The 17,457-nt window shown below is 28.9% G+C and carries 17 protein-coding genes and 1 riboswitch; of the genes, 2 read left to right on the top strand and 15 right to left on the bottom strand.

Annotated elements, in window-relative coordinates; all coding sequences use genetic code 11:
- Positions 1-24: 24 nt before the first annotated feature.
- From KDK92_RS16180 to KDK92_RS16160, 5 genes are all read right to left on the bottom strand, one after another.
- Positions 25-555 (bottom strand): GNAT family N-acetyltransferase, encoded by a 531-nt coding sequence (locus KDK92_RS16180; RefSeq protein ID WP_250860382.1) that lies wholly within the window; start codon positions 553-555, stop codon positions 25-27.
- A gap of 99 nt (positions 556-654) precedes the next feature.
- On the bottom strand, positions 655-843 hold the full coding sequence (locus KDK92_RS16175; RefSeq protein WP_250860381.1) for a hypothetical protein: 189 nt from the start codon (positions 841-843) through the stop codon (positions 655-657).
- Positions 844-957: 114 nt separating this feature from the next.
- Positions 958-1,209 (bottom strand): TIGR04076 family protein, encoded by a 252-nt coding sequence (locus KDK92_RS16170; RefSeq protein WP_250860380.1) that lies wholly within the window; start codon positions 1,207-1,209, stop codon positions 958-960.
- Positions 1,210-1,454: 245 nt separating this feature from the next.
- Positions 1,455-2,366 carry an aminoglycoside phosphotransferase family protein gene (locus tag KDK92_RS16165; RefSeq protein ID WP_250860379.1) on the bottom strand — a complete coding sequence of 304 codons (912 nt, stop codon included), beginning with the start codon at positions 2,364-2,366 and terminating at the stop codon, positions 1,455-1,457.
- 34 nt (positions 2,367-2,400) lie between these two features.
- Positions 2,401-3,267, bottom strand: coding sequence for a C-GCAxxG-C-C family (seleno)protein (locus tag KDK92_RS16160; RefSeq protein ID WP_250860378.1), 867 nt, complete (start codon positions 3,265-3,267; stop codon positions 2,401-2,403).
- Between the two features lie 278 nt (positions 3,268-3,545).
- On the opposite strand from KDK92_RS16160, the gene KDK92_RS16155 reads away from it, so the two are divergent.
- Positions 3,546-4,391 carry a MerR family transcriptional regulator gene (locus KDK92_RS16155; RefSeq protein ID WP_250860377.1) on the top strand — a complete coding sequence of 282 codons (846 nt, stop codon included), beginning with the start codon at positions 3,546-3,548 and terminating at the stop codon, positions 4,389-4,391.
- Between the two features lie 59 nt (positions 4,392-4,450).
- A complete protein-coding gene (locus KDK92_RS16150) occupies positions 4,451-5,527 on the top strand; it encodes an NAD(P)H-dependent amine dehydrogenase family protein (RefSeq protein WP_250860376.1) in 1,077 nt (358 codons plus the stop codon).
- A gap of 245 nt (positions 5,528-5,772) precedes the next feature.
- On the opposite strand, the gene KDK92_RS16145 is transcribed toward KDK92_RS16150, so the two are convergent.
- The 10 genes from KDK92_RS16145 to KDK92_RS16100 form a co-directional block, all read right to left on the bottom strand.
- Positions 5,773-6,978, bottom strand: coding sequence for an aspartate kinase (locus KDK92_RS16145; RefSeq protein ID WP_250860375.1), 1,206 nt, complete (start codon positions 6,976-6,978; stop codon positions 5,773-5,775).
- A gap of 24 nt (positions 6,979-7,002) precedes the next feature.
- Entirely contained in the window at positions 7,003-8,298 is a 1,296-nt protein-coding gene (gene lysA, locus KDK92_RS16140) for a diaminopimelate decarboxylase (RefSeq protein ID WP_250860374.1), read from the bottom strand.
- A gap of 219 nt (positions 8,299-8,517) precedes the next feature.
- Positions 8,518-8,678: riboswitch (Lysine riboswitch) on the bottom strand.
- A gap of 156 nt (positions 8,679-8,834) precedes the next feature.
- Positions 8,835-9,227 carry a hypothetical protein gene (locus KDK92_RS16135; protein ID WP_250860373.1) on the bottom strand — a complete coding sequence of 131 codons (393 nt, stop codon included), beginning with the start codon at positions 9,225-9,227 and terminating at the stop codon, positions 8,835-8,837.
- Between the two features lie 742 nt (positions 9,228-9,969).
- Complete coding sequence (locus tag KDK92_RS16130) at positions 9,970-10,845, bottom strand: DUF2268 domain-containing putative Zn-dependent protease (RefSeq protein WP_250860372.1); 876 nt, start codon at positions 10,843-10,845, stop codon at positions 9,970-9,972.
- A gap of 380 nt (positions 10,846-11,225) precedes the next feature.
- Complete coding sequence (locus tag KDK92_RS16125; protein ID WP_250860371.1) at positions 11,226-11,645, bottom strand: VOC family protein; 420 nt, start codon at positions 11,643-11,645, stop codon at positions 11,226-11,228.
- A gap of 700 nt (positions 11,646-12,345) precedes the next feature.
- Entirely contained in the window at positions 12,346-13,122 is a 777-nt protein-coding gene (locus KDK92_RS16120; RefSeq protein ID WP_250860370.1) for a CPBP family intramembrane glutamic endopeptidase, read from the bottom strand.
- Between the two features lie 539 nt (positions 13,123-13,661).
- Entirely contained in the window at positions 13,662-14,027 is a 366-nt protein-coding gene (locus KDK92_RS16115; protein ID WP_250860369.1) for a hypothetical protein, read from the bottom strand.
- Positions 14,028-15,103: 1,076 nt separating this feature from the next.
- On the bottom strand, positions 15,104-15,283 hold the full coding sequence (locus KDK92_RS16110) for a Veg family protein (protein ID WP_250860368.1): 180 nt from the start codon (positions 15,281-15,283) through the stop codon (positions 15,104-15,106).
- Positions 15,284-15,487: 204 nt separating this feature from the next.
- Positions 15,488-16,342 (bottom strand): hypothetical protein, encoded by an 855-nt coding sequence (locus tag KDK92_RS16105; protein ID WP_250860367.1) that lies wholly within the window; start codon positions 16,340-16,342, stop codon positions 15,488-15,490.
- 316 nt (positions 16,343-16,658) lie between these two features.
- Complete coding sequence (locus KDK92_RS16100) at positions 16,659-17,222, bottom strand: GrpB family protein (RefSeq protein WP_250860366.1); 564 nt, start codon at positions 17,220-17,222, stop codon at positions 16,659-16,661.
- Positions 17,223-17,457: the final 235 nt, after the last annotated feature.

Genomic DNA, 17,457 nt, shown 5'->3' with positions numbered 1-17,457 from the left:
ATTTCATTAGCTAATAAAATCAATTCACTCTATTTTATAAATTAAATTTATAGTTTCATCAGAACCATAATCACCTTCTCCATATAATGCAACTTCTTCATCTGAATAATAATCTGAAGCATTAAATTCTTCAATTTCTTTAAATCCAACCTTTTTATATGCTTTAATGGCATTAGAATTTTTCACCCATGGTCTAATAATAAATATCTTAATGTTATAATGTGAATTAACAAATTCTATTACAGATTTTATTGCCTCTGTACCATACCCTTTGCCTATATTTTTAGTTGAAGAAATCCATATATCTAATTCAGCTGAGTTTAACTTTCCATTATTAAATGCATAACTAATGGCTCCAATAACTTCTCCATTTACTTTTATAAGTAGATAGTTACCTTCATCATGTGGTTCACCTGAAAAAAGGCTATCTGGTTCTTCAGCAAACTCTTCCCATGAAGGAGCTGGATGTACCTCATCAAACATGACATTTTTCACCTCAGGCGAGACTAGCATATCATATATCAACTTTTTATCTTCTAGTTGAGCAAATCCCAATGTTATGCGTTCCCCATATACACAATTTTCTATTTACTCTGAATCCTTTTTTTGTGCTTTAATAACTTGTACCATAATTATCCCCTCTATCTTATTTCTTTATTTTTTTATAATCCAATTTACTGCCTCTAACAAGTTTTCAGCTATATAGCCTGCATTAACATCTTTCCACAAATATCTAAACTCACCAATGGTTCCTTGTCCCCATCCCGTTTTCACTAATATTTTTTTAGCTCTAACTTTATCTGCAGCAACCAAATCTGCTCCAAATCTCCGATTACTACGCAATTTTTGAGATTTAATTGATTTTCTCTTCAGCTGGTTTTAAAAGCATTCCTGGTTCTGGTTTATGACACTCCCAATTACCATCTATAGCATGAGGGCAAATATACATTTTATAAATTATTCATCAACCACTTCACCCTGAATTAAAACCCTACCATTATCTGGACACCTCATTTGAAATTTCTTAGCTCTTATGTTTCCATAATCTAAATCCCCATTATTCAATAACGTATATATACTAGGGTATATACTTTGCCATAATTCATGACATATAGAAGGACATACATCCTCAACAATGTAGCTGTCTCCTGTTTTGTGGTAATTACCTCGACATTTACTTTCTAAAATTGTTAATTTTACTTTTGGCATAAAGCTTTTCCCCCTAAACTAGATTAATAAAATATAATGATGATGTACTTAATATGATATTTACTTATAAAGAATCTTAATTAATTTACTTTTTAATTTGCTATTTTAGAAATCTGTGCAGCTTTAATTTCTTCATGAGCATTTGATAATTCATTCTGTATCAGCTGTTCTATTTCATTTATCTTCTTGTTAATCTTCCAAAAGTAGTTTAATAACTATATAATGACTATTTACTATATTTTGTATTAAGGTGCCCTATACCAAGAAGGTATCACTTTTTCAAAACCATCATAACTTTCTATAGTTTTTTTACCGTTTTCTATGGCCACCTTAATATCTTCTTCACCATAAGGAATACTCCACGGTATGCTTGCTAATACATCTCTAGCACAATATAAGGCAAGTAATTTAAAGAATTCATCTGGAACATTATTCTCAAAATAACCATGTATACTTCCAACTGCGAAAGGTTCACTCACTGTATATGTAAAAACTAATCTATTAAACTCTTCCCAAGGATCTCCGTAATCACATCTATTAAAATCAATTATCTTTAACTCTTTTTTATCATTAATAATAAAGTTTCCTAAATGATAATCTCCATGTTGGAATGTAGATGGACGATTTTTTAGAAACGCTCTGCTTTCAGCAATGAATTTCATTACCTTTTCTTCATTTTCTATTGTAATTCCACATTCTTTGTAATTCTTTAAACCTATATCAATTTTTTTATTAAATCTACTTTCCCAATCTTCAATGTGACTTGGTGCTTTTATTGAATGGATTTTTTTTAATATCACTCCAGATTCATATCCTAATATGTATTGTTTTTCATTTGATAGTTCACAAATACTTTCAATTGCATCGTCCCCATCTACCCAACTAAACAACAAATAGGAACACTCACCATTTCCACAATAACCAAAATCTATTGGCATTCCCATGGGAATACCAGAATCATAAAGTTTACTTAAAATATGAAAATCTTCTTTTTTCTTTTCATATAGATTTGCATCACATAGCCTAAGTAAAAATTTATTTTCTAACTTATCCTCAATATAAAACTTCTTATCATGAGACCATCCTTTATCAATTTGAACAATTTTTATCCAGTTTTCATAATTAGCTATATCTTCTAATAAATCATATTTTCCCATAGTTTCCTCCAAGTTAATATACGCCCCTACTGATTCACATATTATTAATTTGTTCAATTGCCCATGCTTGATGCTCCAAAAGCATTGTTTTACTTGCTTCTTCTATATCCATCCATACTAAATTATGATCTTCTTCTATAGATTCACATGTCTTTTCTAATAAGTTTGCTGTGTAAAAATATCCAATTCCTTTTAAACAACAGTTTAACTTTGGCGAATATTGATAAAGTACTGCTTTATCAAAAAATTTATCAATTTCAATTTTATATCCTGTTTCCTCTAAAAGTTCTCTATGTAAACATTCCTGTAGAGTTTCCTCTTTTTCTAACCCTCCGCCTGGCAAAAAGTTCCCCCTACTAGTGTTAATAACTGCAATATTATTCCACTTATCTAATATTAATGCGTATGCTGCTATTCTTTCCTTATATTGTACACCAGGTACTTTTTCTCCAAATTCTTTTTTATCCACTTCAAGGATATCATCTAAAATTTCAACTGCATCCATTATTACTTTAGGACATATAGTATCAAATAAGCCTTTGTCTTTGATATGTTCAATATCATTCTTATTTGATAAATCATATCCTAATAATTCTTTACAAATTATTGTGTTATTTTTTTCTTTAAATCTGTCAATAAATTCATTAGTTAATGAATATGCTCTCTCTTTACTTTCTATATCACTTTCAATATGGTGACCTTCTTTTAAACCAATTGACATTATTGCTCCAGATACAGCACCACAAACTTCTCCACTACGTAATCCACCACCAAATCCAGTTGATATTTTTAATGCTGTTCTTTTATCTAAACCTAATTCCTCAGAAAATACACTTAAAACAGATTGGCTACAATTAAAACCTTTCTTAAATAACGCTAGTGCTTGATCTCGTTTATTCATGTAATTTCCCCCCCTATATAATATCTTCAACTTGTACATAAAATATCAATTCTTATTTGATATTTTCCTTTTTTATTACTTTATTATACAGTAAATTCCTTTATTATGTAAAATATTCCGAAGTATAAAAGAGATGAAATTATTAAAGTTCAACAATTTTATTTATTTTGGTAATTATTTATTGTATTGTAAATTTTTATGATATATAATGTTACATATTAAACGTTATACTAGGTATAATGTTTCTTTCACTACAGCAAGAGATTGGGGGGGAGAATATGAATAAATTATCAATAGGTCAAATGTCTAAATTAAACGGAGTGTCAAAACAAACATTACGTATGTATGACCGAATTGATTTATTAAAACCAATGTATGTGGATAAAAACAGTGGTTACAGATTTTATGACATAAAACAATCTGCTAGAATAGATATTATTCAATACATGAAATCTTTAGGAATGCAGCTCAAAGAAATAAAGTTATCACTAGATAAAAAAAGCGTAACAACCATAGAAGAAATATTAATGCAACAAAGTGAACAGATTGATAAGCAAATAATAGAATTGAACTACAGAAAAAACGCGTTAAAAAAGACTTTAGAGAATTATGCTAGATATCGCTCATCCCCCAAGACTGGTGTAGTTGTAATGGAGTATATACCTAAACGTATAATCTATTGCTATGATTGCAAGAAAAATTTTTATTATAAGGGTTTAGACACATATGAATATATATTGAGAGAGCTCAGAAATCATTTTATTTTGAACGATTTACCTACCATATATTTTTGTAATGTAGGAACAATATTGAGACAATCGTTGTTAGAAAATAATCAATTTATTTCAACTGAAGTGTTTGTTTTGCTTGATGATGACTTTACCGAAGGAGATATGGTTCAAACAATTCCGGCAAATACTTATTTGTGCATATATTGCGATAACTTTTACAAAGAACTTGAATATGCTGAAAAACTTCTAAAATATGCTAGAGAGCATGGTTATATAATAAATGGTGATTATTTATGTGAAGTTATAGCTGATTTACCTGTTCTAGAAAATGGCGAAAGAAATATGTTTTTTAAGCTGCAAATACCTATAAAATTTGATTTAAAAAATGATTGACTTTATACAAGGTATAGCCCTTAAAGTATAATTATATATAAATTAGGGGGTCTATAGTCATGAATAAGAAACTAAGAGTTGCTCAATACGGGTGTGGTAAAATGTCAGAATACACAATGAGATATGTGTACGAAAAAGGTGCTGAAATAGTTGCGGCATTCGATATTAATCCAAATGTAATTGGCAAAGATATTGGAGAATTATTAGGTGGCGAATCAAAAGACGTAATTATTAGCGATATAAAAAGTGTACAAGAAGTATTTCAGACCACAAAACCAGATATTTGTATAGTTACTACCATGAGTCTTTTAACCGACATTGAAGGTATTTTTGAAATTTGCGCAAAAAACGGAGTTAATGCAATTAGTACTTGTGAAGAAGCATTTTTCCCATGGAATTCTGCTTATGAAATCACAAAAAGACTCGATGAGATAGCCAAAGAAAACAATTGTACTCTTTGCGGCTCTGGATATCAAGATATTTTCTGGGGCAATCTAATTACAACATTAGCGGGTGCTACCCATAAAATAAAAAAAATCAAAGGAATTTCTAGTTATAATGTAGAGGATTATGGAATCGCTTTAGCGCAAGTTCACGGCGCGGGGTTAGACTTGGATGAATTCCAAAATAAAATCGCATCAGCCGACAATGTATCTGATGAAGAAAGACAAGCAATGATTGATAATGGAACGTTTTTGGCTTCATATATGTGGACAGTTAATGGTTGGCTTTGTTCCCAATTAGGTTTGACCGTTACTAGACAAACACAAAAATGTATCCCTCATACCTATAAAGAAGATTTGCATTCTGAAACTCTAAATTTAACTATTCCTGCTGGTTATGCAACTGGAATGTCTGCTGTTGTTATCACTGAAACAGAAGAAGGGGTTATTCTTGAGAATGAGTGTATAGGTAAAGTTTATGCACCTGAAGAGTGCGACAAGAACGATTGGACAATTATTGGTGAACCTGAAACTCAAGTCGTTATAACTCGACCAAATACTGTTGAACTTACATGCGCAACTATTGTAAATAGACTTTCAGATGTTATTAATGCTCCTGCTGGTTATATTACTACTGAAAAAATGCCAAAAGCTGAATATAAGGCAAAAGGTTTAGATGAATATGTTAAATAAATTACAATATAAACACTGAAATGCATTATAAACCTCATGTATATATTCTTAAAGATAATAAATAAAACCCTTATTCACTATTTAACTGAATAAGGGTTTATTAGTTAAATACACATTTCAGCATACCATCTTTAAGTCATTGATGACATGAAACACACTTTGCTTTTTCACTTTCTCCATTTTCCATTTATTTAGTAAATCAGGCTCCATGATTAGCGGACGACACAATGAAAATGCTGAAATTTCTACAAATTTAATGCCTTTGCTAAAACTTCTACAGCCTTTTCTTTATCACTAGAATCAATTGTATAAGAAATACTGATTTCTGATGTGGTAACCTGCTTAAAATCAATATTATTCTCAGAGAAAACCTTGAAAACCATAGCTGCTACACCTGATTGATTCATCATACCTATCCCAACAACAGAAATTTTTGATATTTCTGATTCAAAATCAACATCAATTCCTTCAAGTTCACTCTCAAGTTCTTTTACAACATCTTTAATAGTAAAAACATCATCTTTAGAAGCTGTAAAGGATACATTTACAAGATTATCATGAGGAGCTGTTTGACTAATCATATCAATATTCACATTATTTCTTGCTAAAACATCAAATATTAAAGCAATATTTTTAGTGGTATACTCTACTTTATTTATAGTAATCATTAATATATCATCTGTTACAGTTAACCCAGTTATAGCTTTCTTCTCCATCTCTTTATCCCTCTCCTTCACATATGTCCCTAATTTATCGCCTGTATTAATAGCAAGATAAATTGGCACTTTATATTTAAAAGCTATCTCCACTGCTCTTGTTTCTAAAACTCCCGCACCCATACTAGCCATCTCCATCATCTCTTCATAACTTATGGCTTTTAATTTTTTTGCTTCTGGAAATATCCTTGGATCAACTGTGTATACTCCATCTACATCTGTATAAATCTCACATGTACAATTAAGTTTTGCAGCTAATGCTACCGCAGTAGTATCTGAGCCACCTCTTCCTAAAGTAGTTATGTCTCCCTTTTCATTAACTCCTTGAAAACCAGCAACAACTACAATCTTCCCATCATCTAGATGTTTCTTTAAATTATTTGTATCCACTTGTTTAATACGGTTCTTTGTGTGAATTCCTTCAGTAACTATTCCTGCCTGTAGTCCTGTAAGAGAGATTGAATCGTATCCACACTCTTTTAATGCCATTGATAATAAGGATATTGTAATCTGTTCACCAGTAGACAGTAACATATCCATTTCCCGCTTACATGGATTTTCTGTTATTGATTTGGCCATATCTACAAGTTTATTTGTTGTTTTCCCCATAGCTGATACCACAACAACTATATCATTTCCTTCACTTTTTTTCTCAGCAACTCTTTTCGCTACACTCCTAATCTTATCTACATCACCTACTGATGTTCCACCATATTTTTGCACTACTATGCCCATATGAATATCCTCCTTAAATTATCATCATAAATCATTTCTTATAATATCCTCATAAGTTTCTCTTTTAACAGTCAACTTAGCTTCTCCATCCTTAACAAAAACAACTGCTGGTCGTGGGATTCTATTATAGTTGCTAGACATACTGTAGTTATATGCACCAGTACTCATCACTCCAAGAATATCTCTTCTCTCAACTTTAGGTAATTCAATATCTTTAACTAATATGTCACCAGATTCACAACATTTCCCTGCTACTGTATATAGGTTTTCATTTTCTTGATTCATTTTATTAGCAACTACAGCATCATATTTTGCTCCATACAGTGCCGTTCTTGGATTATCCGTCATACCACCATCAACGAATATATAATCTCTACCACCAAATGTATTTTTAATTCCTCCAACTTCGTATAGGGTAATTCCTGAATTAGCTACTATAGCTCTACCAGGTTCAATCATTACTTTCGGTACTTTAACGCCTATCTCAGATGTTTTATCCTTTATTAGTTGAAGCATACCCTTGAGACAGGCTTCAAGATTAATTGGCTCATCCTCATGAGAGTAATATACCCCAAATCCTCCTCCAAGGTTTAATTCTTCTGTTATAAACCCACATTCATCTTTCACTTTTTCCATAAAGTCAATCATAACCAATGTACCCTGATGAAAAAAGTTTTCTTCAAAAATTTGTGATCCTATATGACAATGAAACCCTTTTAAAGAAACTCTACTACTAAGCTGAAATTTCCTAATAAAATTAAATATATCATTGCTGAAAATAGATTCTCCAAATTTAGAGTCATTCTTAGATGTCTGAATATACTCATGTGTGTGTGCTTCAATTCCTGGATTCACTCTTAAAAGAACGTCTATATTTTTATCTAGCTTCTCACATAAGTACTCTAATAATTCTAACTCATTACTATTGTCCACAATTATTCTTCCTACTCCAGATTCTAGAGCCATTCTCAATTCATATTCTGTTTTATTATTCCCATGCATATATATTTTTTCAGCAGGAAATCCTGATTTAATAGCTGTATATAATTCTCCACCAGAAACCACATCAAGTGAAAGTTTCTCTTCATTTATTAGTTTACAAATTGCAATATTTAAAAAAGCTTTAGAAGCATATATTACCTCTGTTTCGACTCCTTCTAAGATAAAATTATCTTTGAACTCTCTACAATTTTCTCTCACATGTTTCTCATCAATTACATATAAAGGTGTTTGATACTCCTTAACAAGATTTGTTGAATCACAGCCACCAATCTCTAAATGCCCTTTATTATTTATCTCCATTGTTCCGAATAATCTCACATTTATCACCTCGTTATTAGTTAAATCTACTTTTATTTTTAGCTTAAGATACAGATATATTTATAAATATCTATTTTTAAATAAAACAAAAAGCAGTCATGAGCAAAAGGCACTCATGACTGCTTTTTTATATAATAATTTCTTTATTATGCATATAAATATATTAGGAAATGCATGCTTAAAAGACTATTAAATTCAAAAAACATACCTCTTGCCCCAACATGAAACAGCACTCCTTTAGAAAATCGGGCCATTAACTAAAGACAGTACTATGTTTATTCAACATAGCCCCAATGCATTTAAACTTCTCTGCACTTCGGCGGTTATCCCTTTCCTATAAAAAAATAGTACTGTTAATAACCGCGGCCTCTGTATCACATTGATAATCGCTTTTAAATTTTAAAATTATTAGTAGTTTAACAGAAAAACTATCTAATTACAAGCATATAATTAACTATTTAAAAAAGAGTTATTACAAGATACTTTAAAATCTACCTTGTAATAACTCTTATATACTATGTGATTATATAATTATTTTAAACTTCAGATTTAAAATAATCTTTCAAAATCTCCTTATGCTCAGGAATGAAGTCTAGTTCATCTAATTTGTTTTCCCCTATCCATGTAGTCTTTACAAAATCTTTATGTAGAGATATTCTTTCTTTCAGCTGACCAGAGTATATTCTTAAAATATCACCTGTTTCCTCATCAAGAACATAATCCTTGATAGCTGTTTTATTAAAGAGTATTGAACTTATATTCTTTTTTATCATTTTTTCAATACATTTATCTTCAGTTGATTTACCTTTAACTTCAACTTCTAAAAGTTGCCACATTTTAGGTTCTGTACGTTTCCCCTTTTTTTGTACAATGAATACATTCTTAAAATCGTCTTTAATTATCACTATACACTTCGTAGCTTTATCCATTTTACTCCCCCCACTTCATACTGTGAAATTATATATACTATTATAATACAAATTTCATAAAAGGAAAAGTGTATTTATTACAAATTTTGCAGATTATTGATGTATCCTTTACTCTATTTGTCGATTCTATTCTTTTATATTCATTCTTCTCAAATGTATTTAAAATTTTAACTTATCTTATTAAAAAGGGAACTGATGTCAATTTAAGTTATAACTGTTATCTTCAAAATATGTCCTCCTTAATTTCAAAGTATGATTGTAAATACTCACTAATATATGCATATAGCATTTTTACTTATATATACAATATTACTACTATATGCTATAATTCTTTTATTATAGATTTACAAAATCATCTGTTGCATTTATTGGTATAATCTTTGTCTTAGCTTATGTAGTATGGGGTATACAAGATTATTTCTTAGAGAATTTCAATATTACAGGCTCACAAAATATAGGTTTAACTTTTTTGTTTTTCTTAATAATAATTACAAACCAATTACTCTTTAATTATACTCCGTGCATAGTTTTCTCAAGGCTCAAGAAAGTTAATTTCCGCAAATTATTTAGGTTAAACAAAGTTACTCTTAAGCAATTTTTACTAGGTTTTATTGTATTTATCTCCTTTAACGGACTGTCCCTATTTTTGTTAAACACTCAAAACATAATTATGAGTAAATTTAATTATACTTTTGAAATAAATGAGTATGCATATTACGGTGAGGATGATGATGAAGTTATGCTAACTTGGTGAGTGTATATAATTATCATATCCGCTTTCTGACAATATATATTCTGAATCTATATTTATCAATTCCATAAAGGTAGTATGCGGATTCTTTTCAAAAAATTGCGCAATGATATTGTTACCTATTAGATACCCAATACACCATGGAATGCCGTTTTGCTCATCTCCGAATATTAGTTTATTTTTTACTGCAGAGTCACAACTTTTCAGATGGTTTTTCATTACTTTCCACATTTCCATTTCCTGTTGCTTTGATATAGGATTTATCCAGCATGGTTTCAAATCTTCATATAGCATTTTGGCAAATGCATCAGCTTGTCCTTCGTTTAGCAACTTAGTTAGTAAATCGCCACGATATTTTCCTTTTAAAACAATGTTATTATGCCCCCACACGCTGTGATGATATTCATGAGCTGCAACATAAGAAACCCATCTTATCCAATCCTTTGCTAATGGATTTATGTTAATCAAGATGTTACCAAATTCCAAACTTCCTACAACGCCATTCTGCCTTTCAGCAGCAATTGTATTTTCAGGACTTAATGGATATAAAGCTATTGTAATTATGTCTTCATCATTTTTAGGAAGGCAAGTCCATATTCTAACTAATTCCTTTTCAAGTAAATTGATAATATCTGAATTTTTTATAATATCTAACTGTTCTTTTAAAGTTATCAAATCTTTCATTGGCTTGGGTTTCCTACCTTCAAAACCTTCTGGAGCCCATTCAATGACTTTGCTCCAATATGGTTCTATTAAATACTTGTCCCATAAAGAATCAATATCCTTATCTTTTGCTGATTTTGCCTCTTCAATAAATTTATCAACATTTTCCCATGCAGAAATAATACGAAATTTATTTTTTATCATTTAATCTCATCTCCATTTAAGTTAATTTTTTCAAGTGAGTGTTTACAAAAATTATATTCATAAATGAGTAATGTATCAAGGTATAAAATAATTATAACTATTTATTACCTAATATTAACTTATATTCACATATGCTTTGATTAAAATGAAGAAAATCACACTTCATAAGAAGAGTGATTTTGCATAACCCTTATCTTTTATTAATTGTTAAATTTCCTGAACTTGTATGGACTTTAATTAAATTATTAGACTCTCCAACTACTCCATTGATTTCTGAGTCTTCTACTTTACCAGTAAGTGTTATTGGAAAATCTATCTCCTGCTGCCCATTGTTTTCAATTTCCTCATCTAAGTCTGCTTTCTTAGCATAGGGATAGAAGTTAGCATTTATTCTCTGTCATTAGTTCCCATCTCATGCCAAATTTATCTACTAAAGATGCAAAGCAACTGCTGTATGTAGTTTCTTGTAATGGATGAATAACTCTACCACCATCAATTAGTATATTGTAAGCATTTTTAACATCACTTGAGCAGTCAAAGGTAATAGCAATTGAAATGCTCTGACCTTTAGTAATTTCATCTGTAGTATCAGAAAACATAAAACGTTGAATTCCTATAAACATTTCTGCATGGTATACATAGTTTTTCTCCCTATCTGATAACCCCTCAATACACATGTCTTTTGGATTAGCATCCCTATAGTGCATAAGCATAAGTAGTTTCCCATTAAATGCTTTTTGATATAACTTTAAGGCTTCTTCACAATTACCATTAAAATGATAATTTGGTGTAACAATCATATAGTATCCCTCCCTCTTTATCCTTAATATGTAATGTCCTACAATTGTGCTTTACTAGGTGTTTCTTTAACTTCAAATTTTGTTATTCTCTTCTCTCATAGTAGAGTTATATTACGACTTACTCCTTATAAATATAGTACTCCCGAAGGTTATATAGAAAGAACCCATAAATCCCCATATAATACAGTTTATATAGATAATATAGTCATATCTGGTATTTAACAATCTTATCCCATAATCAAAAGAAAATGTAAATAAAATAATTATTGCAATTGAAATTAGTCTATAATATTTATTATTTTCATATTTACATTGCAATTTGTTATGAAAATCAGTTTTTTTAATTATATAATTAAAGATAGCGTAAAAAACATTAAAAGTTATAAAAAATGCAACAAACTCCATTTTGCCTCCAATATATATTTGTATTTTTTATTTTAGTTACATCACAATATGAATATATTATCCATTATTGTATTACTTAGTATATATTTTAACATATTTTTCTAACTTACTCTATGAAAAAGAGCAGCCAATTAATGCTGCTCTTGTAGTACAATGTAAAGAACACTACTATTTTTTAAGATTGCGAGTAGAGGTATAGTCTAAATGCCCTTTGTGGATTATCAAAATAAGGTGTTGAGTTTGCTATTTATCGCATCACCACTAGGATCCCCCCTTGTTCTATACTCAATCATAATTAACGAATAATAGCAATAAATAATAGAGTAACAAAAATTACAGAGGTTACAATATATATTTTACCTTTTATATTAGCTTTATTGTCCACACTATCTAAGGTAGACTCTTTAGGCACACTTAAACTCTTTAGTTTCTTAAAACAAGTAAAGCATATCAAAGAAACTATAACCAATATAATCATTAACACATAATTGTTTTCCAATATATTTACTCTAGTAATAGATACATTGCTATATATTTTGTTATAATTCTCTGGCCCTAAGATATACGTAGAAATAACGAATATACTATTAGTCAATATATGAAATAATATACCTGGTAATATAGAATTTGTATAATGAACTATATACCCTATCAAAACCCCAAAAAGTAATAATGTTATTAATCTATATGGATTATTATGATAAATAGCGAAATAAAAAGCTGAAATAAAAATCCCAAACTTGATTCCTATCTTCTCCATACCTCTTATTAATAATCCTCTAAAAAAGAATTCTTCTGAAATTGGGCATATGAAACCACCTACTAAAACAAACATTATAGTTGCGAATGTATTTACTGCAATAGGTTGTTCCATAACAAAACTTACATTAAACAATTCTAAAATATCCTCTTGTAAAATAATAAGTATTGCTGAAATGATATTATACAAAACAAAAATTATAGTACTATATAATAACTGTTTTTTAGAAATTAGGTTTAGTCTAAGAACTTTAATAATATTTTGTCTTTTTATTTTCTTGCAATAAAGCAGTGCAGGAGCCATATTAAACATTAGTTGAACGAATAAGATCTTAGCTGAAAGTAATAATATCGAATTAAATTTATATACTATTTGAGTCTCATAAATATATTTTTTGTAAAGATAGCTTGTACTGAAAAAAAGTATGTAATTTATTGCTATAATTAAACTTATAAATATAGCATTATGTAAACTTTTGTTATATTTATTGCTTTCCATCAAATATCACCTTCATTTCAAATTTCCATATACCTGAAATATACATAGCTTTTATTTTAGAGATAATCATGGGTAGCTACGTAGACCTCAAAGCGTAAATTCACAACGTTAAGCCAGTTATTTACAAATATTGATAGTTACATTTATTCGTTCAAAGATTTTACGAAAGAGCTAATCACATTCTTCCTATTATTTGATGTTTCAAAATAAGGCAAGTCAAATTTTAAGCATTGTTCTTTTAACAATTTACTTATTTCCACAATTGAAATACAATTTTCCATGTTTTCTTTATCAGATAAGTAATATGTGTAATCATTTGGTGTATCGTATGATTTTAATATTTCATATCTTTCTTAAGCTGTAACCTCTGATGTTATAAAGTAATAAATATCACAAATAGAACTATCTATATGCTGAACGAAATCTTTGGGTAAAAGTTGATAAATATCAATTACCACTCCATAATCAAGCTCATCATATTCACCACTATCCATCATTGCACGAATAAATGGTGCCATTTTTGCACTTATATTAACAAGGTTATCATATGGTTGTGTATTAGCATCTGAATCAATTCCTGTTTCAGGAAAAGTTTTTTCAATTCCTGCAATAATCGAGTCCATGCTAATATGTTGGTATCCAAATTTTTTAGATATCATTTGTGAAATTATGCTTTTACCAGCACGTGGTACACCTGCAATAATTATATATTTTTTCATGTTACCTCCTAAAAAATAATATAGATATCTTATCTACAAATTCCTATTTATCTAACTTATAATTATATACTAGTACGTTGTAATTATCTTGCTACACATCCCAAAGATATCATACCATATTTAACCACTTTATTTACTGCACAAAATGAGTTATATTATACATTATTCTATTGTTTATAAGATTCCCCCAATTCACTGTATAAAAAAGAGCAGTCAATTAACGTTGCTCTTGTTGTACACTACTTAGTAATCTTGCATCAATCAATTATTTTATTTGATGCATTAAATAAGAATATTATGAAGAAATATTCTCCCCATAAAAGTGTTTTTTTGTTGACAAAATAAATATTAATTCTATAAATGTCAGTATAAAGTTTGTAGAAAGAAGTAGATATTTATTTTGTAGATACCCAATAATATATACTAATAGGAAAAATACACTATAAGTTATAGTTATCCAATAACCCCATTTTTTAAGCTTTAAGAAACCATAAGATGCTATTAGTAAAATTATAGAAAATAATATATGTATTATGTGATTTGATAAAATAGGCAATGGTATAGTATAAAAATTATGGCGTTCTAAAAAAAATGGAAATAATGATTCTATTGATAATAATATTATTGATATCAAAGCAATTAAAATGTTTATACCTCCAATGAATATTATTATAAAAGGTCTTTTTTCATTCATTCATAATCACACTCCTATAAATTTGTAATATAATACGATTATGTTTTAATACATTTATGTTTGTTAGTACACAATTCAAATTGATTACACCATTCCATTTAGCTCACATTATTGGTATTTTTTCCATAATTACATTCTTCTTGTATATTTTAACATATTATGTTATAACACTCTATAAAAAAGAACAGCCAATTACTGCTGCTCTATCTGTACAATTCTTTGATTTGTGCATCAATCACTTATTTTATTCGATGAATAAAATAAGAAATATACCACATAACTGAATCTAAAGTCATGTTACTTCAACTCTACAAATTAGAATTTATCTAATTCCTTAAAAAAACGAGGATTAACCTTGTCTTTTTTTGATTAAAATAATATATTACCCTTCTATAATCTCTATAGCTTTTGTTTTTATGTCATTCCAATGAAACGACTCCTTTTCGTTGGTATTTATATCTTGTACAATAAAATAAAATTTATTTTTATATATTACTTTCCCATTAATTCTCTTTCTAGATTTACTAATAGTTAAAGTGATTTTTTGTCCAATATCTATCATATATTATCTTTAGTGAGAGAGAGTATTATAAGTACCAAACCCTCACTAAATCTATCCCCCTTTCTATTTATACTCTTTTATGTGTCTAATGTGTTGGTAATTCGTAATACTCTTTTATTATGTCTTAACTACTTTTTTCATTTTTACCTTTTGCATCATGATTTAAGAATATTATGAGCTTTTATAAAATAATAATTTAGCGAACTAAAGTATACATTTATAACATCTATATTTTTCTTTAATCTCAAAACCAGCAGTCAAAGCTAAATTTAATTCATCAGTACAATCTTCATCAATAAAAAATAAAATTTCCTTTATTGCACCAAATTCATTATATAATTGCATTAACATTTCATTAATTAACATACTTTCAATACCATTATTTCTATATTCTTTATCAACAAATAAACCGACAACATCTGATAAGTCTTTGTTAGCCTTAACAAAAATGCTTGCATGTATCCCTTTCTCTTGCCTAAAAACAAATACTCGAAAGCGATCCATATCCTTTTTTAAATTTTTGCTATTATAATACATTTCTAAAGGAATAGCATATTTGTCATGAAATATAGCATATTCTTCAAAATTAGCTTTAGTAATTTTATCTACGTAATCATGCTTTTGATTCGAATGGGATTTTAAATTATATAAATTTGTAACAATACTAGATTCGTTACATTCTATATTCTTCTTCTTAAAATATTGGTTTGCATTTTCGTTAGAAAATGGTACACCTATAAATAATTCATATCCAGCTAATTGCTTACTTATGTAATCAATCATTTCTTCGGCAATTTGGTCATAATCTTCTCTTATTAAAAATTCTGTTGTTTGCGCATAGTTTTCATCACATTCCCACTGATAAATACAAACTCCACATAATACATTTTGATGGTAGCAAGCTACTATATTCTTATTGTCTTCATTGATAGCTTTTTCAATATCATCTTTAATCGCTTTTATTGATTCTTTTCTTGGATAACTAGCATATAAATTATTCTGACTTAATTCCCATGCAAAATCAATTACTTCCTCAACTTTATAAATTATTTTTATCACTGTCTATACCCCCCTTTATCATTAATATTTTATATTTCTGTTTAGCTTAATCTTATTTAGTACGTAATTTTTAATACTATGTTACTTTAACTATTCACTCTTTGATTCACACTTCAAATATATTAGCTTATATTATATTAAATTATTTAACTGTTGCACAATATGAATATATTATCCATTATTGTACTATGCTTATACATTTTAACATATTTCACTAAATTACTCTATAAAAAGAGCAGTCAATTAATGCTGCTCTATCTGTACAATAATTTGTTATTATTTCTAAACTCCTTCACATCTCATATGTGTTCCTAAACTAGGATAAATCTTTGTTTGCAGCTGTAATTCGTTCTAATTCATCATTATTCATTCCTGCTTTTGCTAAGAATGATGTAATAAGTGCGGTCTTCCCTTCAACATAAGCATTTATATCCTCAGGATACTTCTTGGCTAATTTATACTTTAATAAGCTATATTCTTTTACGGCCTCCACATTATTTTTGAGATAATCTCTTAATAATAAATGATTTTTCAAACTTTCAGCACCTTCAATACACACATATAGATGGTGCTTCATCCAATCTATACTGTGAGATGCATTATTATTTTTAAAAGCTTCTCTTCCTTTAATCCCCATATCGCCTATATGCTCATATCCTGCTTTACTCAAATGAGAAATCACTTCATGCAACATCATTCTATTTTTAACAATGATATCAATATCCAGTATCGGTTTTGCTGCGAGATCTTGCACAGAAGTGCTCCCTACATGTTCAATTCTCACATCACTTCCTCGAAGTACTTCACTAAAGAAGTTCTTTAATCGAAGAAACTCCTTAGCCCAGTTTGAGTCATAAGGTGCAACAACTACTTTGCTCATAATTCACGCCTCCACTTCTAAATTTTACTTAGGATTAACTCCTCCAATGTATTGATTCACCTTTCAATTATAGAAATTAAATGTAACTATTATATATCAATTATGACACACTATAAGAACATTGTGAACTAATATGATACTTTTATATGTATTTTAAATATTGTTTAACTTTACTTACTTGTCTGATTATATAATTTATCCTACTCTAGAAAAATATAATCTATTGAAGAATGAT

It is taken from the genome of Oceanirhabdus seepicola, assembly GCF_023684385.1.
In the GTDB taxonomy this organism is placed as follows: domain Bacteria; phylum Bacillota; class Clostridia; order Clostridiales; family Clostridiaceae; genus Oceanirhabdus; species Oceanirhabdus seepicola.
The sequence above is the reverse complement of the archived record's forward strand: the minus strand, read 5'-3'. Positions and strand labels throughout refer to the sequence as shown.